This is a genomic window from Chryseobacterium defluvii, assembly GCF_014204415.1.
GTDB lineage: Bacteria > Bacteroidota > Bacteroidia > Flavobacteriales > Weeksellaceae > Chryseobacterium > Chryseobacterium defluvii_A.
The window spans coordinates 171,157-191,809 of record NZ_JACHLE010000003.1 but is presented as its reverse complement, the minus strand read 5'-3'; the positions used below and the strand labels follow the sequence as shown (position 1 = coordinate 191,809).

Here is a 20,653-nt window from a genome sequence, read left to right as displayed (position 1 = left end):
GACTATTAATACTTCGATCACAAATAACGGAAAGATACAGTGATATTGATGTAAGCTGGGTTTCGTTTTCAAATGTTTCCTTTGTAATATTTCGATTTTCAAAAATTTCCGATTAGATTTAACTATTTATAAATCCCAGACTAATATTTAAGCCTGGGATTTTTATTTTCTACTAATGAGTAAGTAATATGGTCAAGAAGCTTTGAAAATTGTATTGTTGTATTTTCGGAGCCTTTTTAGAAATTTCAATCTTAATAATTTCCCCACCAGCGAGATTAAACAGATGCTCATTTATTAACAAATAAGATTCATCTTCCTGTACAAATAGATCAAATTGGATAGTTTTACTGCCAATGAGAAGCAAACCATTGATAAGAGTAACTTCTCCCATTTTAAAAGGAGTATTAACCTTAATTTTGATCTTCTTATTTTTTTTACCCTTTGTCAATAGGACAAATGAAAACATGAACCTCTCGGAAGATTTCCTGCTTCTTCCTCTTAGTAGAAAATAAAAGATCTTTCCTTTTCTAAATTGATTAAAGTTAATAAAAGCGGTAGCAAGATCTATTTTTAGACCTTTTTTTTAATTGAATTATCAATCATAATTTAAAATATTTTAAGTTATTGGATTCTCATTGCAGAATTGATAATCAATGTGTTTTTATCGGAAATTGTACTGCAGTTCCGAGGTGCAATTTAGGGGGATGGGCATTGGAATAAAAGCTGTTATTGGTGCTTTTCAGGAATAAAGACGTACTGTTTCGGGAATTAACACTAATTAAAAATTTTAAGTTATACGGGTATAATCTTAGCCAAAACGAGAGATTTCTTTGATCTTATAAAATTTCGTTAAATTAGATATTGAATTATATCAAAGTAATTTACAATAGAAATTTTCGACTTATGAAACTACCTACTGAATTAGGAGATGAATATGTAAACACAGTCCTTTCCAATCTTTCGCTGGAAGATCTTTCGGATGAAGAATGGAAGTTGATAGAAGATTTTGAAAATTATGCTATTTCTAATTATGGTAGAATAAAAAGTTTGGAGCGGTGGGTTTCAGCTCCCAATGGAGGAGAGCAGAAAATATTGGATAGGATTATGAAACCACAAGCTTTTAGATATTTTAATAAACACCTAAAAGCTCATTTTTATAATGTGAGATGTAACCTTTGTGTTGAAGGAAGAGTATATGGAAAGTCGGTAGCCCGTTTGGTCTATTATCATTTTGTTGAAAAATTTGATATAGACGATCTTTCATTTCGAATATCTTTTAAAGATGAAAATAGGTTTAATGTACATTTTAGTAATTTGGAAAGGGCAACTGCCAATGAGATACAGAGTGATGCACTGAACACAGGTGGGGAAGAAGGGAAATTATCAGCAGGCAGTGAGCTAATACACAGTTGATGATGATTTTGTCGCCAGCTACGAAAGTATTTATGCAACAAGTGAAACTTTGGGAATTCATCCCACCTATATTCTGCCTGTCATCAATAATAAAAAGACTACTGCTGGAAAATATCGGTGGTTTGTAAAAGGCTATACACCTATTAAAGAAGATTTTATCCCGGAAACTAAAAGTAAACCGGAAAAAGTACTCAATACAAGTCTTTGGAAAAGGCTTGGGCAACCACCAATTGATGAAAGCAATCCGCCTGCTTGTATGAATTTGTCGTTGAAAGATCTTCTTGGTGAAAAATGGACACTGGTTCCTGATCTTGAAGAGTATTTTGCCATCTCCAATAAAGGAAGAATAAAGCGGCTGAACACCTGGACTGAAAACAGAAACAAAACTTTTTGGAAGGAGCATATCATCTCACTTTTTGTACATAAGCCGGATAATAAATCATATTATTTTTATACTAAATTAATTTCGCAGGATTAAGATGGTCAATTTTGAAGGTTTCTACACATTTATCCTAAGTAGGTATTTAACCCTTTAATTAACTAAAAATTAACAAAATACAGTTTTCATAGCAAAAAAAGAATTTATACTTTTATTATCCTAAAAACCTAACCATGAAAATAATTTTAACCCCTTTTTACCTCATATTCCCCTGCCTTTCTTCGTAATTAAAGAATAATTCGGGCTAATTGTAAGTCATGTCAAGCTTTTGTATAAGAAAGCTTTAAATGTGTACGGAATGACATTAAAAACATCTGCTAAGTATAATGCGGAATATTTTGATATTGAATATCAATACTTTCAATAAAATTTCTAAAAAAATTAAATCCTTTTTAATACGACACGTTCTGTCGTATTCACGAAGGATCTTTGCATTACTAAAAAACACAGGAGTGAAAACATCTATTAAAAATTAAGGTGGATATCCATTGCCGGACACCACCTTAAAAAATAAGGCTAAAACCTGAAGCAGCTCTACTAAAAAGAGTCTTCAAACCTTAACTTTTTAAAAACCAAACAAATTTACACAAAAATGAAATCAAAGCAAGAATTAAAAAACCTGTTTGAAAATGGGGATAAGCCAGTACAGGAGGATTTTTGGCAGTGGCAGGATTCCTATTGGCATAAAGAGGAGAAAATTACTATGGAGAAGATTAGTGGTTTAGAAGATGGACTTCCCAATCCGAGCCATATCTATGCAGAAATTGATGCCGATGGAAAAGCTTCCTTGAAATCCTATCTGACCAAGAAGCTTATCATTAAAGAAGGCACCTTAAGTGTTCCGGATAATTTTGCCTATGATATGAAATTAACAGAGGTAGAAATACCGGATTCAGTTATCACTATTGGAAATAGCTCCTTTGCGAGTAATCGACTTATGAATATTGACTTACCTGACAATCTGACTTCTATTGGATATTCCGCATTTAATAACAACATTCTGGAAAATCTTACCATTCCATCAAGTGTCACCTCTATTGGCAGCAATGCATTTTCGGTTAATAAATTGACTAGAGTTACTATTCCGGATAGTGTTACCTATCTTGGAAGCAATGCATTTAATACTAACTTACTTAGTGAAGTAAGAATTTCTCAAAACATACAAGGTATTGAAGACGCTACCTTTTCGAGTAACAGGCTAGTGTCTGTTGATCTACCATCTGGTATCACTTATATAGGATATGGTGCATTCTCTAATAATCAATTAACAGCAATTTCTTTACCTGATCATGTGGCTAGAATTGGGGACTATGCTTTTGCCTATAACCAGCTCTCAACCCTTGTTATTCCGCCTGCGGTTATTGAAATCGGTCAGTTTGCATTTCAGAACAATCTCTTAAGAGAAGTTACCTTATCATCAGGATTAACCAAAATTGGAAATTATGCCTTTTTAGACAATCAGATTGAACGAATCTCTATTCCCAATACCGTTACTGAAATCGGCCAGCATGCTTTCATGAACAATCCTCTGAAAGAAGTTACCTTATCATCAGGATTATCTAAAATCCCGGCAGAGCTTTTCAAAGACAAACAGTTATCAGGAATTGAAATTCCTCACGGGGTTTCAGAGATCGGAAGTTTATCGTTCTACAATAATCAACTATCAGAAGTTAGGATCTCTGAAAGTGTTGAGAGTATCGGTTATTATGCATTTGGAAAGAATAAGCTTACTCAGCTGGAGCTTCCTAATATTTCTCTTACAATCGAGGAATTGGCCTTTGCAGACAATGAGCTGACCAGTGTCATAATTCCGGAAAATGTTGCTCTGATCAAATCCTTTGCTTTTGGGAATAATCAGCTTACTCAGGTTACTTTAGGAAGCAATACTCAATATTATCACGCATCTTTCGATGGTAACGTAGAGGTAATCGGTGGGGAAATGATAGGATAAAAACACGCCAAAGCAAATTTTCAAACACAAATATTATCATCATGTCAACAAACAATACATCAACAACTCCCGAATTCACCATCGGGGAATCCTTCATTGGAGAAGGTATTATTAACTATCAATCAACAAACAATATGAATACAACCAACAACTCAACACAAACTTTATTCAGATTTGCCACCATGCGTAATGCTGAATTATCTGACCCTAAAAACAAAGAAAGAAGATTTATCTTCAGAGATTATCAGACCCAAAAAGGCATCATTGATGAAAGGGTAGAAGCTGGAGCAACCTTACGAGGGGTATGTGAAGAGCCTACAGGATTAACAATACTAACCGAAGACTATTTAAAAACACTGGATCCGGCATTCTATGAGTTGGCTGTTTGGGTTGCAAGAAACAAAGCATCAGCAACAAAAGAAGAATTTGATGCTAAAATCAACGATTACAAAACACTACAACATCAGGCAATCCTTATGGATTCTAAAATTTGGGATAATCTGATCTATCAGGTAGTCATGCAAAAAGATTTCTATGCTAAAGAAACACTCATACAGTATTTGCATTTGGATCACATTCTCAGGAAGTATAACGGATCGGATGAAGAGGTATATAACGATGTCATAAAAGCCAAAGTAGTTCTTCCAAAAGAACTGTTCAAAGCAGAAGCTGTGACATCTTCAAACTCTCCGGGTGGAAATAATACCTCACGTGCTGTGTTTGCAGAAAGTAGTATGAAGTTTGCCGAAGCGACCATCCATCTTAAGGAAAATCAGGATTTAACAACAGCTTTGGAAAAACTGCAAAAAGCTTACCAAAAAGAATATGAACAGGCCTATAAAGAAGCTTATGAAAGATATCAGGAAGAAGTAAGACCCATACTGGCAGAATATGACAATGCAGTAAAAGAGCAGGAATATCAGAAAGAGATCTATATTGCAGCCGACAATAAAGAAGGATTATCTAACTTAAGGTATGTTCCTGTTCCTGAAGTTCCATCCTTTAAATTTGATTATCGTCCGGAGATTCAGTCCGAAGAATTGTCAGCAAATTTAGGACAGGAAAATGGGGCTACCTTAAGCAGAGTGTTTGGAGCTTCTGATGCAGCAACCGCATTGCAGGGAGTTTCTACTTTTGCAGAAATTTTTCAGACCATAGAACAGAACGACCAATTGTTGCAGCAGACCGTTTTGAGTAATACGGTCCTTTCACCACAGGTTTCCACAACAGTAGGGGGAGTTGTGGTTCCTGTAAGTAATTCTGTAAATAATAATCCGGTCATTACTTTTTTTGCAAGAACAGTGAAACAGCCGTGGCTTGCCCACAGCATGATCATTACTACAGATATCAACCAGCCCAAGCATATTGTAAGTGGAAATTATACCCTAAAAGCAGGCGGCCAACAGGTAGCTAATGGTTCTATGGCCTATACCTACGGTGCTCCCAATGTCACCACCTTATTTAGTGGTACAGAGAATATTCCCACTGCAGATCTGGATAGATATGAAATCATCGTATTGGAAGGAGAAGTTACCCTTAATGACGGACTTGTATATATCATGCAGGCCACTTTAAATGTAACAGCAAACAATACCTATAAATTTGAAGGTCCGGGAACATTTACTTTAAAGAATAAAGTTACCCCTGTGGATCCAGAAAATCCGGAAAACCCAGAAAATCCAACAGTCACAACAGGAGTATTCATCCCATCCGGTTTCGGAATGAAGAATATTGGGATAGCGGACTATCGAAAAGTTGAACAAAGTACGTATTGCTATGTGGAAGGAGATGTGGCCCACATCGAAAACATCATGGCAAGAGAATATAAGGAAAGAGCAACAAGACGATTGAAACGCAGTGAATCCCAAACGACAAGATCTACGGAATCTGAAAAAGAAAAGCTGACCGATACTACTTCCACGGAAAGACATGAAATGCAGAGTGAAGTTGCCAAGATCCTTCAGGAATCCAAAGACTTTGCGGCACAAACAGGATTTAATGCTACCTGGGGTGGTGGAAAATTAGGAGCACCATCATATGGATTAAGTGTGGGTGCCAATTATGCCACTCACAACTCCAAGGAAGAAAGCAACAGACAAGCGGTAACAGAAGCTAAGGATGTTACAGCAAGAGCTTTGGATAGAATTATTACCAAAGTAAAAGAAGAACGTATTGACAAGATCCTTGAAGAGTATGAAGAAAACAACAAACACGGTTTTGACAATACCAAAGGAAGCAATCATGTTGTGGGAGTTTACCGTTGGGTGGATAAAGTCGTGAAAAATCAGATTTACAATTATGGTAAGCGCATGATGTTTGAATTCATGATTCCGGAACCTTCTAAAATCCATAAGATGGGAATGCAGGTCATGAATACTGCAGAGAACCAATTGGTAAAACCCATTGATCCGAGAGAATCTCCTGCGATGCAGATCAAGGACTGGAGTGCCCTTACCGATTCAACAAAATTGAAATACTGGCTTGGACATTATAACGTAGAAGTAGATGAAAAACTGGAATCCGTAGTGTATGTAGGAAAAGCAATTAATTACTCTTCTACGGAATCAAAACAGGCATCTTCAAAATCGGATCTAATTGCCATTCCGGAACATTATATCACGGAGTCTTATGTGGTAAAGAGAGCGACTTCTTTTGCCGGCTATAATGGTTGGGGAAATGGGGATTCCTTGCTTGTAGGAGGAGATAACAGTGCTAGTGGATTCTTACAATTTGTAAGAGAAGTACCAATTTCTATTGCTACGACCAATGCACACTTCTTCCATGCTACAGTGAGCATTAAATGTGTATTGCAGGAAGAATATAAAAACGGATGGCTGCAAAAAACATTCAACAAAATTATGGAAGCGTATGAAATAGAGCTTGCGAAATATGAAGCGGCCTTAGCAGATGCAAAAGCGATAGGTGTTCAGATTAAAGGATCAAATCCTGGCTTCTACAGAAAAATAGAAAATACCATTTTAAGAAGAAATTGTATCTCTTACATGCTGGATCAAAATCCAAATGCACTACTCACTTTTGGTAAAAAGAGATATTATACCAATGATAATTCTTCTACAGAAGCATTTGATAATACAGATATTAAAGTAAATGAGGAATTAGATAAATATGCTGCGTTTATCAAATTTATGGAACAGGCATTTGAGTGGGAGATTATGAGCTATTATTTTTACCCATATTATTGGGGAGAAAGAAAATCTTGGGCCGATCTGTATCAGTTTGATGATAACGATCCTACATTCAGAGCATTTATGCAGTCTGGAATGGCAAGAGTGATCGTTATCGTAAGACCCGGGTTTGAAGAGGCGGTAAGACATTTCCAGGCAACAGGACAGATCTGGAATGGTGGAGAAGTTCCGGTAATTGATGATCCGTTGTTCTTATCTATCGTGGATGAATTGCGTTCGCCAAAAGCCACCAAAGAAGGTGAGCCGTGGAGAGAGAAAATTCCTACATCCTTAACAATTCTTCAGGCAGATTCCATTGGCTTAAAAGTAGAAAAGGCATTGCCTTGTAACTGTGAGCCGGGGGTAAAGTTTGATGATAATTTAGGAGAAATGTGTAACAGCAATTTTGAATTAAACAATAACCAGATCGGGCAAACCTCTGATAAATGGATCGAAATTACCTTTAGTAACTTAGATAACAGGTTATATTATCCAACTATTGGACATATGGATACTGCACAACTATTTCCAAGGATATATGAATGTATGGGCAATACCATTACTATAGACAGAAATGCTTCATGGAGTGCAACAGATTCTCTTATTAAATTATATGAGGCTTTAGCTGATGAGATTTCTGCTATAGAAGGAGTTGAAGCGTATCCGACAAACGAAGATGGAATTACATTCAAGATCAATGTCAGTAAGATTAAGACATTTACGTTCATAAAACCGGATAGGACAGAAGATTCTGATACCTTAAAGTTCACCACAGACGGGGAAACCTATCTGAAAATGATCACTCCGGAACTTGGAAATTCTGCGAGCGGAAGGATCTTAGATAAAAACGGTCTGAGTATTCCTAATGCTGAGTATGCAGATAAGGTTCCTCTAAGCAAATTCTTAGTTAGTTCTATAAGTTAATTTAAAACTGTAAAGATGAGTCAGGTTAAACCTAAGGCTATTTGGCAGCACGATAAAGTGCTGCCTTATATCCTCTCACGTCTTAAAGACAAGATTAATGAAATAACTGCTGTAGAAAAGATCATGCTTTTCGGAAGCAGGGGAAGGCTTGCTCTGGAGCGTTGGAATGAGTTGGAAGGAAAAGACTGGGATATATTGGTGCAGGCAAGATGTAAGCTGAAAAATGCTGCGGTTTTGGTGGATGAAAACTATCATCTGGATCTTTTGGTGTTGGATGAACATCAAGTCCAAAAGTTTACAGGAAATATGACGATCAAACAAATCTATCCTGTCAATGAACTCGAATGTTTAATGAATAAAAACAAAGAAAATGGAAAAATTTGATGACGAATTCGGAGATTTATCCCAGTACAAAATACTTTCTTTCGAAGAAGTAACCAAAGGTTTTACGGAAAATAAAAATCCTTTTGGAGGAGTGAACGATGTCCGATCTTTTGAAGAAATTTCATATGATAAAAAATTTGGAAATGGTGAAGCTGATGACAAATGTGTAGCAACCAACGGTAATTTTTATGCTGAAAATATGAAATTGAATGATCTTTTGAATGATTTAGATGATCAGACAAATGAAAAATTCTTTTTCTATTATCAAAATTATGCTTTGGATAATCCTACGGTCGATTTAGGAAGCAGCCCCTCAACTATGGTTCCCATAACCACTACTTACGCTCCACCAAAATATTTTGAATATACCAGAGGAAATGAAAAAAAAGCAGCATTGTTATCAGTAGAGCTTAATGATAGGGCCTGCTTTATAAGTTTGAAAGATTATGGAAGCCGATTTTATCTGAGTCCTGAAAAAGAAGAGATCTTATTTGAACTGAAGTTTGTGTATACTGATTATTTAGACAAAAGAGTTTTTAATCAGGCCACAGGCGAATATGAACTTGAGAAAAAATACAACGCTGTTATTATAAGTACATCAGATGGCAATGGATACGTAGCTTTATCTGAAAAACTTAAGCTGAGGAATGATGCAAAAAACGAAATTATCACACTTTTTACAGAAAAAGTAAAAGAAACCCAGGATCCTTCCGCTTTAAAGTTTCTGTATGAAAATATACCTGATTTCGTAATAGAAGGCTTACTTTCTAAACTGGAAGGAAAATTTGATAATGAAGCGGTCCTTACTAAGGATAAAAAGACAGGAAAAGTAAAATCTGTAAGTTCTGCCCAATTACATCTTTGGGGGCACTTGGAAAAACTGGTAAAATATGATGATCAGGGAGCCCTTAGCTGGACAACAGATTCCAGTGGGGCACTGCTCAACCTGTTGAAAATTTTTCGAAGCAGTTCATTTCTTTTTGAAAGCTTCAAAAATGATCAGGCGATGGTAAAGCGCATTTTTGGCAATATGAATAAAACTTCTGTACTGGATGGTAAGGAATGGAGCAACAAAACCCTGTTTGCCAATTTTATTACGGCTCTTTGTATTGATAATGCTTTCAATGGATTAAGAATTCTTGATGAGGAATTTACCATAGGAAATGATTATGCTGTCTCTTCGGGAAGTGTTTTTCAGGGTGAAAAAGATAATGAGTTCTTTCTACAGCAAATGAAAAAGAAAGCAGAAGGAAAAACCGTTTACACTCCCGGAATAGTCCCTGGAAGTCCTGGAAGTTCAGAAGAAGTAACATCCTATTATCTTGAAGAAACTGAAGAAGGAAACCTGTATCATCCTATGGATATCGTCCGTATCAAGTATGCAGATATTAAAGAGGCTCCTTTTCCGTTTGTATCTGCTATGACCATTAAAGCTTTCGCAGAAGAAAGAGACCAGCAATTAAGAGCTGATGCTATACGTATAGGATTTGATGTACTTGCTATTGTGTTGGGAGTCGTCTTTTTCCCAGCTGGAGGAGCCATAGGAATTGCAGCTGAAGCCATTGGAATTGGTCTTGCTTTGGCAGATATTGGTATTACAGCTAACAGAGAAGACATTGAGCAGAGTCCCGGAGGGAAAGAATTTCTGGACACTTGGAATAAGGTATATTTGGTCGGAGGCTTGACCTTAGCATCGGCAGCAATGGTAGAGCAGGTTTTTGCCAAAAGCGTATTTTGCTATTTAGAAGCACTGAAAAGTGGAAGCCCTCTCTTGCAGGCTTATGAAAAAAGTCTGGGTAAAATCCTGTTGGAAAGAGAAATTCTTACCTTTGCAGGGAACACGCTGAAACCCAGTACGGAAATAAGCGTGAAGATTTTAGCCTACAACAGTGATAAAATCTCTAAAGCCACAGCTTTTGCTTTTGGAAAGTATGATAGCTTTTTACCGTTGTATGAAAAAGGTGCTATCTTAGTAGAGATTGGAGAGAAAGAATATGCTTTAGTATATAAAGGTGAAAAGCTGATACAGGGTACACCTAACGATAAAAAGGTTTTAGAGTTTTACCAAAATCTGAAGAAGAACCAAAAGCGGTTGGGCGAAGTTTTAGAAGAACTGAAACATGAAGGAGGTGCATATGGTGAATCAATAGTAGCTACGACAGTTAAGAAGGAGGTAAAAGCATTTGAAGAAGGGTTAAAACAATTCTCAAAAATAACTGCAAAACCTTTTGATCATATAAAAGAGGCGATGCCTTATTTTAACCATAAATCGGTAGGTAATGCTGTGAAACAAGTAGATTACGAAAATTGTGGTAATACCGCAGAAGTTGTAGTTGAGTTTTTGAAAACAGGGAAACTAAGATTAGCTGAACCATCAGGATATCAAGACATAGAAGTAGTAGCGGCAAAGTGTGGGGGAGGAAGTTTTCAACCTTCAACCATTCCAAGAATGAAACAATTAATGGCAGAAGGAGACATCGTGGTAGTATATGGTATTAAAGAGAAGGTTCGCATAAAAGGAACAATTGAAGAATCCACTAAAGGTCATTTTTTTGTGGGAATGAAAAAGGGTGGAGAATTGCATTTATTTGACGGTCAAACGGGCGAATACGTAATTTATGATGTGACTAGTAGTAAAGCTCGTAACTTTCTTCAAAGAAATTATCTAGAGTTTAAATATACAAAAGTAAGAAAGTAATAATTTAAAAATTGATTTTATGTTAACAGATCAAGAAATGCTAAGTATAGCAGAACGCTATTTAAAAAGTAGAGCAGAAAAATTTGGGGGGGCGGATATTGAAGTAGTAATATTAACAGAAAGGATTATTAAAAAACCTTATGGAAATATTTATGATTATCAGTCTAAAGAATTTCTTTTAACGGGAAATTTTAATAAAACATTAGTAGGCAATGCCTCTTTTTTAGTAGAAAAAAAAACAGGGAGGGTAGTTGGTTTTGGTACCGCAGGTAGATTAGAAGATTATCTAAAAGCCTATGAAAATGGAACATTAGTTACTGCTTTAAATACCTATTGGTACCCAGATGAGGATAGGTTTGATTATAAATAATACGAATTTAATTCTTCAACAAAACAGCAGGAATTTCTTGCTGTTTTGTTATTTTCATATGATTTGATGGTCAAATAATAGAGTATGATTGCTTTATAGAGAGTTTAAATATTCAAAAGAAAGTAAGTAATAATTTAAAAATTGATTTTATGTTAACAGATCAAGAAATGCAGGTAATAGCAGAGCGTTTTATCAGAAGAATAGTAAGTAAACATATTGAGCCAATGTTATATAATGATATTATTAAAAAACCATATGGGAATATTTATTCTTTTAATTCTAAAGAGTATATTTTAACTGGTGATTTTAATAAATCTTTAATGGGGGGGGGCCTTTTTTAGTAGAAAAAAAAACAGGAAGAGTGGTTACTTTTGGTACTGCGGGAATATTAGAAAGGCAACTAAAAGCCTATGAAAATGGCACATTATCTACAGCTTTAGATACTTATTGGTATCCTGATGAGGATCGGTTTGATTATAAATAATTCTAAAGGAGTAGAAGAAACCTAAAAACGAGCCGCTCAATTTCTTGAGCGGTTTTTGTTTTTTGGAAGTCTTCTGTAAAGGGAGAACACCCTGAAACCCAATACAGAAATAAGCCTGAAGATTTTAGCATACAATAGTGATAAAATCTCTAAAGCCACAGCTTTTGCTTTTGGAAAATATGATAACGTTTTACCACTATACGAAAAAGGAGCTGTAATAGTAGAAATTGGAGAACAGGAATATGCTTTGGTATATAAAGGTGAAAAGCTGATACAAGGAACACCTAATGATAAAAAACTCTTAGAGTTTTACCGAAATCTGAAGAAGAAAATTTCTAAAAACTCAAAAAAATTAGAAGATACTCTTGAAGAAACTTCCCAGACCATTAAATACGAAAATGGAAGAATGGGATATGTGGATGGTCTGTATGATGGTATTGAGGTAAGCCATAAGCCAAGAGGATTTGAAAGTCTTAAAGATATTGAGGAATTTGATCCTAAATACGGTAGAGGAATTGTGACTAGTTTTGAAGATTATGAAGGATATTTTTATCGGAATTTTGATACCAAGAAAAAGATATTTACTTTTAATCATGGATTTGCAAATGATCTACCAAAATGGGTGGAAGATGTAAAAGTACCATTGGTACAAGGGAAAGGAATTCCTACTCAGGCTTATTTTACCTTGCGGCAGATGAAATTATTGAATATTGCTGAAGGGGAAATACAAATGGTAAAAATGTCTCAGATACAGAATTTGGATACCGCAGCTTTTATCCATCAGGTAACTGGCGGAAAAATTATTCGCAATTTTGATTCGGTAGATATTTTAGCCGCGCCAAGTAATGAATACATGAAAACAGTAATGACACAGGCTGGCTATGAGGCAATGAGTGGCAGAATTACAGGTAAAGGAATATATCAAACGGTAAAGCAGTTAAAAACAGGAAAATTTTCACTTAATCCAAAATTTAATGGTTCTTATGAAGCATTTATGAAAGAGTACGGATTATCTTGGGACAGTAAACTATATATAGATTACAATATCGAAGTAAAAGTTAAATATGTAAAATAGAAAATTATGATACCAATAAAATTATTAAAAATAGAAAATGTTGAACCAGTAGGAGTAGACAATTTGAATAAATTTATTCATGGTTTAAATAATGTTTTAAGTCAGCCCATAGAGACTGTAAATAAAATAGAATCCGATTTCGATGGATATTATTTATTGCCAATGGGTTTTACAATTCCGGAAAGTGGAAATGGAGTCGTGAAAGAAAATATTAATGAAAAAGTTTTTTTGTTAAGTGTAATTAATACTAATATTAGAAGAATATTAGAAGAATGTAAACCCGCTGGCTTAAACAACTGGCAACTTTTCAAAAATGTAAGTACTGCGATAGTAGGAAAAACTGAAGTAATAGAGAAAGTATATACTCGTGAGCAAGACGATGATATATGGTATGAAGAATTAGGGTATGATCAATATGTTCCAATTCCCTATGATGATACCTATGAAACTGTTGCTAAAGCTATTTTAAGTTATTTAGAAATTTACGATAAATGGTTGAAAAATAAATAGTAAACGAAGCCTACTTTTATGTAGGCTTTTTACTTTATATGAATTTCAATATTGAAGTAAAAGTAAAATAGAAAATTATGATACCAATAAAATTATTAAAAATAGAAAATATTGAACCCGTAGGAGTAGATAATTTGGATAAATTTATTCAAGGGTTAAACAATGTTCTGGGATACTTGGTAGAGACTGTAAACAAAATAGATTCCAAATTTGATGGATATTATCTATTGCCAATGGGTTTTACAATCCCAGAAAGTGGAAATGGAGTTGTGAAAGAAAATATTAATGAAAAAGTTTTTTTGTTAAGTGTTATTAATTCCAATATTCCAAGAATATTAGAAGAATGCAAGCCAGCTGGGTTAACGAATTGGGCACTTTTTTTTAGAGCGGGAACATCGATAATAGGTAAAAAAGAAGTGATTGAAAAAGTATCAACTCTTGAGGAAGGTGACAATATATGGTATGAAGATTTAGGTTATGACCAATACATTCCTTTCCTGAAAGATGGCACTTATGAAACTGTTGCCAAATCTATTTTAAGTTATTTAGAAGCTTACGATAAATATTTGAAGAATAAATAGTAAATTAAACAAAGCCTATGTAAAAATAGGCTTTTGTGTTATATCTATTTGGGCAACTAGAGGAAAAATTATTCGCAATTTTGATTCGGTAGATATTTTAGCCGCGCCAAGCAATGAATACATGAAAACAGTAATGACACAGGTTGGCTATGAGGTTATGAGTGGCAGAATTACAGGTAAAGGAATATATCAAACGGTAAAGCAGTTAAAAACAGGGAATTTTTCACTTAATCCAAAATTTAATGGTTCTTATGAAGCATTTATGAAAGAGTATGGATTATCTTGGGAGAGTAAACTATATATAGATTACAATATCGAAGTAAAAGTTAAATATGTAAAATAAAGAATATGATACTAGTAAAGTTATTAAAAATAGAAAATATTGAACCCGTAGGAGTAGATAATTTAGATAAATTTATTCAAGGTTTAAACAATATTTTGGGACACTCGGTAGAGACTGTAAATAAAATAGATCCCAATTTTGATGGATATTATCTATTGCCAATGGGTTTTACAATCCCAGAAAGTGGAAATGGAATTGTAAAAGAGAATATAAACGAAAAAGTTTTTTTATTAAGTGTAATTAACACTAATATTAGAAGAATATTAGAAGAATGTAAACCGGCAGGTTTAACCAACTGGGCTCTTTTCAAAGGTGCAAACACAGCTATTGTAGGAAAAACAGAAGTTATTGAAAAAGTATCAACTCGTGAGGAAGACGAAGAAATATGGTATGAAGAATTGGGATATGATGACTATGTTCCTATTCCTTTTGATGGTACCTATGAAACTGTTGCCAAAGCTATTTTAAGCTATTTAGAAGTTTACGATAAATGTTTAAAAAGTAAATAGTAAATTAAACAAAGCCTGTGTAAAAACAGGCTTTTGCTTTTGGAAAGTATGATAGCTTTTTACCGTTGTATGAAAAAGGTGCTATCTTAGTAGAGATTGGAGAGAAAGAATATGCTTTAGTATATAAAGGTGAAAAGCTGATACAGGGTACACCTAACGATAAAAAGGTTTTAGAATTTTATAGAAATCTGAAGAAGAACCAAAAGCGATTGGGCGAAGTTTTAGAGGAACTGAAGCATGAAGGAGGTGCATATGGTGAATCTATAGTAGCAACAACAGTTAAGAAGGAGGTAAGAGCATTTGAAGAAGGGTTAAAACAATTCTCAAAAATAACTGCAAAACCTTTTGATCATATAAAAGAGGCGATGCCTTATTTTAACCATAAATCGGTAGGTGATGCTGTGAAACAAGTAGGTTACGAAAATTGTGGTAATACCGCAGAAGTTGTAGTTGAGTTTTTGAGAACAGGGAAATTACGATTGGCTGAACCTTCAAGAATGCAAGACATAGAAGTAGTAGCTGCAAAATGCGGAGGAGGAAGTTTCCAGCCTTCAACAATTCCAAGAATGAAACAATTAATGGCTGAAGGAGACATCGTTGTAGTGTATGGTATTAAAGAGAAGGTTCGCATAAAAGGAACTTTTGGAGAATCCACCAATGGTCATTTTTTTGTAGGGATGAAAAAGGATGGAGAATTACATTTATTTGATGGTCAAACGGGCGAATATGTAATTTATGATGCAAGTAGCAGTAAAGCTCGTAACTATCTTCAAAGAGGTTATTTAGAATTTAAATACACAAAAGTAAGAAAGTAATAATTTAAAAATTGATTTTATGTTAACAGAAAAACAAATGCTAGCAATAGCAGAACGCTTTATAAGAAGAATAGTAGACGAAAATATTGAACCAATGTTATATGATGATATTATTAAAAAACCTTATGGCAACATTTATTCCTTTAATTCTAAAGAAACTATTTTAACAGGAAATTTTAATAAAACTTTGGTAGGTGCAGGTCCCTTTTTAGTGGAGAACAGAACAGGGAGGGTAGTTGGTTTTGGTACTGCTGGTAGATTAGAAGATTATCTAAAAGCCTATGAAAACGGAACATTAGTTACAGCTTTAGACACTTATTGGTACCCGGATGAAGATAGGTTTGATTATAAATAATACGAATTTTAATTCTTCAATAAAACAGCAGGAAATTCCTGCTGTTTTGTTATTTTCATACGATTTGATGGTCAAATAATAGAGTATGATTGCTTTATAGAGAGTTTAAATATTCAAAAGAAAGTAAGTAATAATTTAAAAATTGATTTTATGTTAACAGAAAAACAAATGCTAGCAATAGCAGAACGTTTTATAAGAAGAATAGTAGACGAAAATATTGAGCCAATGTTATATGATGATATTATTAAAAAACCTTATGGTAACATTTATTCCTTTAATTCTAAAGAAACTATTTTAACAGGAAATTTTAATAAAACTTTGGTAGGTGCAGGTCCCTTTTTAGTAGAGAACAGAACAGGGAGAGTAGTTGGTTTTGGTACTGCAGGCATATTAGAAAATGAGATAAAAGCCTATGAAAATGGAACTATGGCACCTAGTTCAGATCTCTTTTGGTATCCTGACGAAGATAGGTTTTCCAGTAAATAATTATTATTCAATCGGTAATAAATAAAGCCGCTTCAATTTTCGTATTGAGGCGGCTTTATTTATTGAAGAGATATTATAAAGAGTTTTGAAGATTATGACGGATATTTTTATCGAAATTTTGATGCCAAGAAAAAGATATTTACATTTAATAGCTATTGCTTAGAATCTCGGACAGAAACTGGCACTTTCACGAAGCGAGATGATAATGTCTTTTTTAGCCTATGTTATCGTTTAATTTTTTTAAATCTTTCTTTTGCTTCAATTTCTAAATTTACATAGAATTGTTCTTTTTCAGCAGTTAGTTTTTCTTCGAGACTGTAGGCGTCTTTGATTATTGACAAGATGATTTCCAATGGTTGTAGTACAAACAATGGATTATATTCGATTTTCAATGATTGACAAACTTTAAACAAAATTTTCCAACTTGTAGAATTTTCATATCTTTCAAGTCTTCCAATAGTCGTCTTATTTGAACTTATCAATAAACCTAACTCTTCCTGAGAAAGTTTTTTTCTTAATCTTTCTACCCTCACTATGCACCCAATTTGTAGTGCTAATGCGTCAAGTTCCTCGTTACTATATTCTTGCATTTAGTAAAAGTTGGAATATTTTCAAATTTTATTCGATACAAATTTGTATCGAATAAAATATTTTTATTATATTTGTGAAATAAGTTACATAAATGTAATTTTGCGAAACTTCAACGATTGATAATAATAGAAGCATTCGCTTAGAATCTTGTAATAGAAAACTGGCAGTTTTAAGCACACAAGAGGATAAGTAGAAGGCTCACGACCTAGGCGTGGGCTCTCTTTATCTGTGTGCAAGGTATGCCAGTACCCCTATTGCGGATAATGTAGAGCTCCACGCCGTTTTATTTCCATTACTGTCAGCCTTCTCTATGTTTCTCTAAGCTGCTTTTACTATAAAGTATAAGATTAGGTTGGACACAATGGCGATACATCCATTGAGGGCTTAAAAGCTAAAAAAGAGAAATTTCATTCATATTAATTTTTTATGATGTGTTTAGGCTGGAGGTTTTGGGAGATCACAAAACTTCCTCCTAGACAATATTTAAAAACACAATGTAACCATAAAAGACCATAAAATGAAAACAGGTAGCACCTATTATAATGATACGTAAGGCTGGTACATCTTGTACTGTAAGAAATAAAAAAGCCCTTTCCTTTAAAGTTGGCCGCTTGGCAGGAAAGAGCAGTTAGTTATAATAAGTTTATTAAACCCAACAAATTTATGAAAAAATCCTATACCAGCATAGGAGGCATCTCTTTTGCCCTTATGCTGACGGTAGCAGGCGCCTCTTTTCATGCACAGGAGTGGAAAAATTCAGATACGATTTCCAGAAACAATACCACCGAAGCTACTGTACTCAGGAAAAAGACTGACACTTTATCTCCTTCAAATAAGCCATCTTCAGAAAAAGTAAGTAGCATTGAAGAAGTAGTGCTTAATGCAGGTTATTATAAAGTCAAAGATAAGGAGCGCACTGGAAGCATAGCAAAAGTATCGGCAAAAGATATCGAAAACCAGCCTGTAACTAATGTACTTTCCGCTGTGCAGGGCAGAGTCTCCGGTGTCAATATCACCCAGAATTCCGGAGTCCCTGGTGGTGGCTTTGATATACAGATCCGGGGCAAAAACAGCCTTAGAAGGGAGGGTAATAACGCGATGTATATTGTTGATGGAGTCGTGATCAGCTCGGAAAACCCGTCTCGTTATTCCAATAGCATTATGCCCTATTCTTCCATCAGCCCGTTAAATAGCATCAATCCCAATGATATCGAAAATATCGAAATCCTGAAAGACGCCGATGCTACGGCTATTTACGGTTCCCGGGGAGCGAATGGGGTGATCCTGATTACTACTAAAAAAGGAAAGAAAGGAAAAACACAGCTTAGCATCAATACCAGCTATGCCTTAAGCCGGGCTGCATCCAAAATGAAGATGATGAATACGGAGGAATATATCCGCATGCGTAAACAGGCTTATGCTAACGACGGGATTACCACTTTTCCAGCCACCGCCTATGATATCAATGGAGCCTGGAATCAGTCACGGTATACTGACTGGCAAAAGGTACTCATTGGAAACACCGCTGAAACGATAAGCACGCAGGTTTCTGTCAGTGGCGGAAATGAAGGGACTTCTTTCTTAGTAAGTGGCAGCCACAATGAGCAGACCACCGTGTTTCCTGCTTCTTTCCGTTACAAGACAAATAATATCACCAGCAGTATTTCCCACCAGTCCAAAGACCGGAAATTTACCGCTAACCTATCCAACCTGATTTCCTTCCAGACTAATAATATGCTGAACCAGGAGATCACCAACAAATCAATATTCCTGAGCCCGAATGCCCCGGCATTATATACACCTAATGGCAGTATCAACTGGGAAAACAACACCTTTGATAATCCCATTGCACCCTTTGTAAGCACATACTCTAACGACAGCAAGCAGTTCACCTCCAATGTCAATATGAGCTATGAGGTATACCGAGGAATATCGGTTAAACTCAATGGGGGAATCAACTACAGGGCATTTGAAGAATATTCATTACTACCCCATACGATGTACAATCCATCCTATGGCTTAACCAGCGCTACTTCTTCAGCCTTAAGAAACAGGCGCCAATATTTCTCGTATATTATTGAGCCGCAACTTGGCTGGAAGCATACCTTTGGAGACCATCAGGTCGATGTGCTTGCAGGAGGAACCTTCCAGCAGGATTCAGGCTACCAGTCCCAGAACCAGGGATATGGGTTTGAAAGCAATGCCCTGATCCACAATATCGGCGCCGCAAAAACCAAAATTATTACCGAAGCAGGCAATGAGTACAGATATGCCGCTTTATTCGGTCGCATCAACTATCAATATAAACACAGGTATATTCTCAATATCACCGGAAGAAGGGATGGCTCCAGCAGGTTTGGACCGCAAAAGCGTTTTGCTAATTTTGGGGCTGTAGGAGCAGCATGGCTGTTCTCTAACGAACGTTTTCTTAAAGAAGCTCAATGGCTGAGCTTCGGAAAGCTCAGGAGCAGCATCGGGACTACAGGAAGTGATAAGATCGGCGATTATCAATATTTAGATACTTATACCGTTTCCGGGACAGGCTATGGCGGGATTACCGTCCTGAACCCTTCACGGTTGTACAACCCGCTTTTCAGTTGGGAGAAAACGGTAAAGCTTGAAGCTGCTGTAGAATTAGGCTTCCTGAAAGACCGTATCAACCTTTTGGCAGCATGGTACAGGAACCGCTCTTCCAACCAGCTGGTAGGGGTTCCCCTGCCGGGAACGACAGGTTTCAGCTCCATTCAGGCCAATCTTCCGGCAACGGTTGAAAACAAGGGATTTGAATTTGACCTTAGTGCTTTTCCGGTAAGAACTTCTCATTTCAAATGGAATACCAGCTTTAATATCAGCGTTCCGACCAGCAAGCTTGTTTCTTTTCCGGGGCTGCAAGGTTCAACCTATGCCAATCAATATGTCATAGGATATCCTGTCTCTATTGTCAAAGTATATCAGTATGAAGGGATAGACCCGGGTACAGGGCTCTACCGGTTTAAAGATTTTAACGGTGACGGGAAAATCACTTCTCCGGATGATAACCAGGTGGTCGAAAGAATAGGGGTCCGGTATTTTGGAGGGTTACAGAACCAGCTCCAGTATAAGAACTGGACATTCTCTTTTTTATTACAATTTGTTAAGCAAAGGAACTGGAATTACCACAACTATATGCCTACTCCGGGAACGATGAACAATCAGCCTGTAGAGCTGCTCAATGTATGGTCTCAGGCGAATCCGAACGGGAGCTATATGCCCTATACTTCAGGGGCTGACACCCAGAAAACCGCTCTGCAAACCTTCTTTAAGACCAGTACGGCAGCTATTGGTGATGCTTCATTCATCCGCTTGAAAAATATTCAGCTAAGCTACAGGCTTAAGCCTGAAAACGGGATTGTAAAAGATGCCATGATTTATTTCCAGGGTCAAAACCTGCTGACATGGACTAAGTATTTCGGGCTCGACCCTGAATTTGTCCTTACCGGTTTCTTACCCCCTCTCAAAACCTATTCTTTTGGAATCCAGCTTAACTTTTAAAAACTAAGA

General features: G+C 35.8%; 18 protein-coding genes. 17 read left to right on the top strand and 1 reads right to left on the bottom strand.

Annotation, left to right across the window (positions count from 1 at the left end; genetic code table 11):
- Nucleotides 1-903: 903 nt before the first annotated feature.
- The 16 genes from HNP38_RS12445 to HNP38_RS12370 all read left to right on the top strand — a co-directional run bounded on the left by HNP38_RS12445 (nucleotide 904) and on the right by HNP38_RS12370 (nucleotide 16,522).
- A complete protein-coding gene (locus HNP38_RS12445) occupies nucleotides 904-1,413 on the top strand; it encodes an NUMOD4 domain-containing protein (RefSeq protein WP_184189979.1) in 510 nt (169 codons plus the stop codon).
- Between the two features lie 49 nt (nucleotides 1,414-1,462).
- Nucleotides 1,463-1,891 carry an NUMOD4 domain-containing protein gene (locus tag HNP38_RS12440; protein WP_184189977.1) on the top strand — a complete coding sequence of 143 codons (429 nt, stop codon included), beginning with the start codon at nucleotides 1,463-1,465 and terminating at the stop codon, nucleotides 1,889-1,891.
- Nucleotides 1,892-2,444: 553 nt separating this feature from the next.
- The gene (locus tag HNP38_RS12435; protein WP_184189975.1) at nucleotides 2,445-3,803 is read left to right on the top strand and encodes a leucine-rich repeat domain-containing protein; all 1,359 of its coding nucleotides are present in this window, start codon (nucleotides 2,445-2,447) and stop codon (nucleotides 3,801-3,803) included.
- A gap of 41 nt (nucleotides 3,804-3,844) precedes the next feature.
- Nucleotides 3,845-7,912, top strand: coding sequence for a hypothetical protein (locus tag HNP38_RS12430; RefSeq protein WP_184189973.1), 4,068 nt, complete (start codon nucleotides 3,845-3,847; stop codon nucleotides 7,910-7,912).
- Nucleotides 7,913-7,927: 15 nt separating this feature from the next.
- Nucleotides 7,928-8,296, top strand: coding sequence for a hypothetical protein (locus tag HNP38_RS12425; protein ID WP_184189971.1), 369 nt, complete (start codon nucleotides 7,928-7,930; stop codon nucleotides 8,294-8,296).
- Nucleotides 8,283-10,994 carry a hypothetical protein gene (locus HNP38_RS12420; RefSeq protein WP_184189969.1) on the top strand — a complete coding sequence of 904 codons (2,712 nt, stop codon included), beginning with the start codon at nucleotides 8,283-8,285 and terminating at the stop codon, nucleotides 10,992-10,994. Before HNP38_RS12425 ends, HNP38_RS12420 begins: the two co-directional genes overlap by 14 nt.
- A 19-nt stretch (nucleotides 10,995-11,013) precedes the next feature.
- A complete protein-coding gene (locus tag HNP38_RS12415; RefSeq protein WP_184189967.1) occupies nucleotides 11,014-11,364 on the top strand; it encodes a hypothetical protein in 351 nt (116 codons plus the stop codon).
- 149 nt (nucleotides 11,365-11,513) lie between these two features.
- Nucleotides 11,514-11,705: a hypothetical protein gene (locus tag HNP38_RS18015; protein ID WP_228461057.1), complete on the top strand. Its 192-nt coding sequence runs from the start codon at nucleotides 11,514-11,516 to the stop codon at nucleotides 11,703-11,705.
- Between the two features lie 390 nt (nucleotides 11,706-12,095).
- Nucleotides 12,096-12,923, top strand: coding sequence for a hypothetical protein (locus tag HNP38_RS12405; protein ID WP_184189965.1), 828 nt, complete (start codon nucleotides 12,096-12,098; stop codon nucleotides 12,921-12,923).
- A gap of 6 nt (nucleotides 12,924-12,929) precedes the next feature.
- Nucleotides 12,930-13,433 (top strand): hypothetical protein, encoded by a 504-nt coding sequence (locus tag HNP38_RS12400; protein ID WP_184189963.1) that lies wholly within the window; start codon nucleotides 12,930-12,932, stop codon nucleotides 13,431-13,433.
- A 77-nt stretch (nucleotides 13,434-13,510) separates the two neighbouring features.
- Nucleotides 13,511-14,014: a hypothetical protein gene (locus HNP38_RS12395; protein WP_184189961.1), complete on the top strand. Its 504-nt coding sequence runs from the start codon at nucleotides 13,511-13,513 to the stop codon at nucleotides 14,012-14,014.
- A 121-nt stretch (nucleotides 14,015-14,135) separates the two neighbouring features.
- The gene (locus HNP38_RS12390; RefSeq protein ID WP_184189958.1) at nucleotides 14,136-14,357 is read left to right on the top strand and encodes a hypothetical protein; all 222 of its coding nucleotides are present in this window, start codon (nucleotides 14,136-14,138) and stop codon (nucleotides 14,355-14,357) included.
- A gap of 5 nt (nucleotides 14,358-14,362) precedes the next feature.
- Nucleotides 14,363-14,866, top strand: a complete 504-nt coding sequence (locus HNP38_RS12385) for a hypothetical protein (RefSeq protein WP_184189956.1) — start codon at nucleotides 14,363-14,365, stop codon at nucleotides 14,864-14,866.
- A gap of 65 nt (nucleotides 14,867-14,931) precedes the next feature.
- Nucleotides 14,932-15,681, top strand: coding sequence for a hypothetical protein (locus HNP38_RS12380; RefSeq protein ID WP_184189954.1), 750 nt, complete (start codon nucleotides 14,932-14,934; stop codon nucleotides 15,679-15,681).
- A gap of 19 nt (nucleotides 15,682-15,700) precedes the next feature.
- Complete coding sequence (locus HNP38_RS12375; protein WP_184189952.1) at nucleotides 15,701-16,036, top strand: hypothetical protein; 336 nt, start codon at nucleotides 15,701-15,703, stop codon at nucleotides 16,034-16,036.
- A 150-nt stretch (nucleotides 16,037-16,186) separates the two neighbouring features.
- Entirely contained in the window at nucleotides 16,187-16,522 is a 336-nt protein-coding gene (locus HNP38_RS12370) for a hypothetical protein (RefSeq protein WP_184189950.1), read from the top strand.
- Between the two features lie 224 nt (nucleotides 16,523-16,746).
- Here the strand turns inward: HNP38_RS12370 and HNP38_RS12365 are convergent, their stop codons facing one another.
- On the bottom strand, nucleotides 16,747-17,112 hold the full coding sequence (locus HNP38_RS12365) for a helix-turn-helix transcriptional regulator (protein WP_184189948.1): 366 nt from the start codon (nucleotides 17,110-17,112) through the stop codon (nucleotides 16,747-16,749).
- 664 nt (nucleotides 17,113-17,776) lie between these two features.
- Between HNP38_RS12365 and HNP38_RS12360 the strand changes: the two genes are divergently transcribed.
- Nucleotides 17,777-20,644, top strand: coding sequence for a SusC/RagA family TonB-linked outer membrane protein (locus HNP38_RS12360; protein WP_184189945.1), 2,868 nt, complete (start codon nucleotides 17,777-17,779; stop codon nucleotides 20,642-20,644).
- The last annotated feature ends 9 nt before the right edge of the window (nucleotides 20,645-20,653 follow it).

What these genes read in the sequence shown, in the direction of transcription:
- HNP38_RS12445 (WP_184189979.1), top strand. Translation starts at nt 904, where the DNA reads ATGAAACTACCTACTGAATTAGGAGATGAATATGTAAACACAGTCCTT.
- HNP38_RS12435 (WP_184189975.1), top strand. Translation starts at nt 2,445, where the DNA reads ATGAAATCAAAGCAAGAATTAAAAAACCTGTTTGAAAATGGGGATAAG.
- HNP38_RS12430 (WP_184189973.1), top strand. Translation starts at nt 3,845, where the DNA reads ATGTCAACAAACAATACATCAACAACTCCCGAATTCACCATCGGGGAA.
- HNP38_RS12425 (WP_184189971.1), top strand. Translation starts at nt 7,928, where the DNA reads ATGAGTCAGGTTAAACCTAAGGCTATTTGGCAGCACGATAAAGTGCTG.
- HNP38_RS12420 (WP_184189969.1), top strand. Translation starts at nt 8,283, where the DNA reads ATGGAAAAATTTGATGACGAATTCGGAGATTTATCCCAGTACAAAATA.
- HNP38_RS12415 (WP_184189967.1), top strand. Translation starts at nt 11,014, where the DNA reads ATGTTAACAGATCAAGAAATGCTAAGTATAGCAGAACGCTATTTAAAA.
- HNP38_RS18015 (WP_228461057.1), top strand. Translation starts at nt 11,514, where the DNA reads ATGTTAACAGATCAAGAAATGCAGGTAATAGCAGAGCGTTTTATCAGA.
- HNP38_RS12400 (WP_184189963.1), top strand. Translation starts at nt 12,930, where the DNA reads ATGATACCAATAAAATTATTAAAAATAGAAAATGTTGAACCAGTAGGA.
- HNP38_RS12395 (WP_184189961.1), top strand. Translation starts at nt 13,511, where the DNA reads ATGATACCAATAAAATTATTAAAAATAGAAAATATTGAACCCGTAGGA.
- HNP38_RS12390 (WP_184189958.1), top strand. Translation starts at nt 14,136, where the DNA reads ATGAAAACAGTAATGACACAGGTTGGCTATGAGGTTATGAGTGGCAGA.
- HNP38_RS12385 (WP_184189956.1), top strand. Translation starts at nt 14,363, where the DNA reads ATGATACTAGTAAAGTTATTAAAAATAGAAAATATTGAACCCGTAGGA.
- HNP38_RS12375 (WP_184189952.1), top strand. Translation starts at nt 15,701, where the DNA reads ATGTTAACAGAAAAACAAATGCTAGCAATAGCAGAACGCTTTATAAGA.
- HNP38_RS12370 (WP_184189950.1), top strand. Translation starts at nt 16,187, where the DNA reads ATGTTAACAGAAAAACAAATGCTAGCAATAGCAGAACGTTTTATAAGA.
- HNP38_RS12365 (WP_184189948.1), bottom strand. Translation starts at nt 17,112, where the DNA reads ATGCAAGAATATAGTAACGAGGAACTTGACGCATTAGCACTACAAATT.
- HNP38_RS12360 (WP_184189945.1), top strand. Translation starts at nt 17,777, where the DNA reads ATGAAAAAATCCTATACCAGCATAGGAGGCATCTCTTTTGCCCTTATG.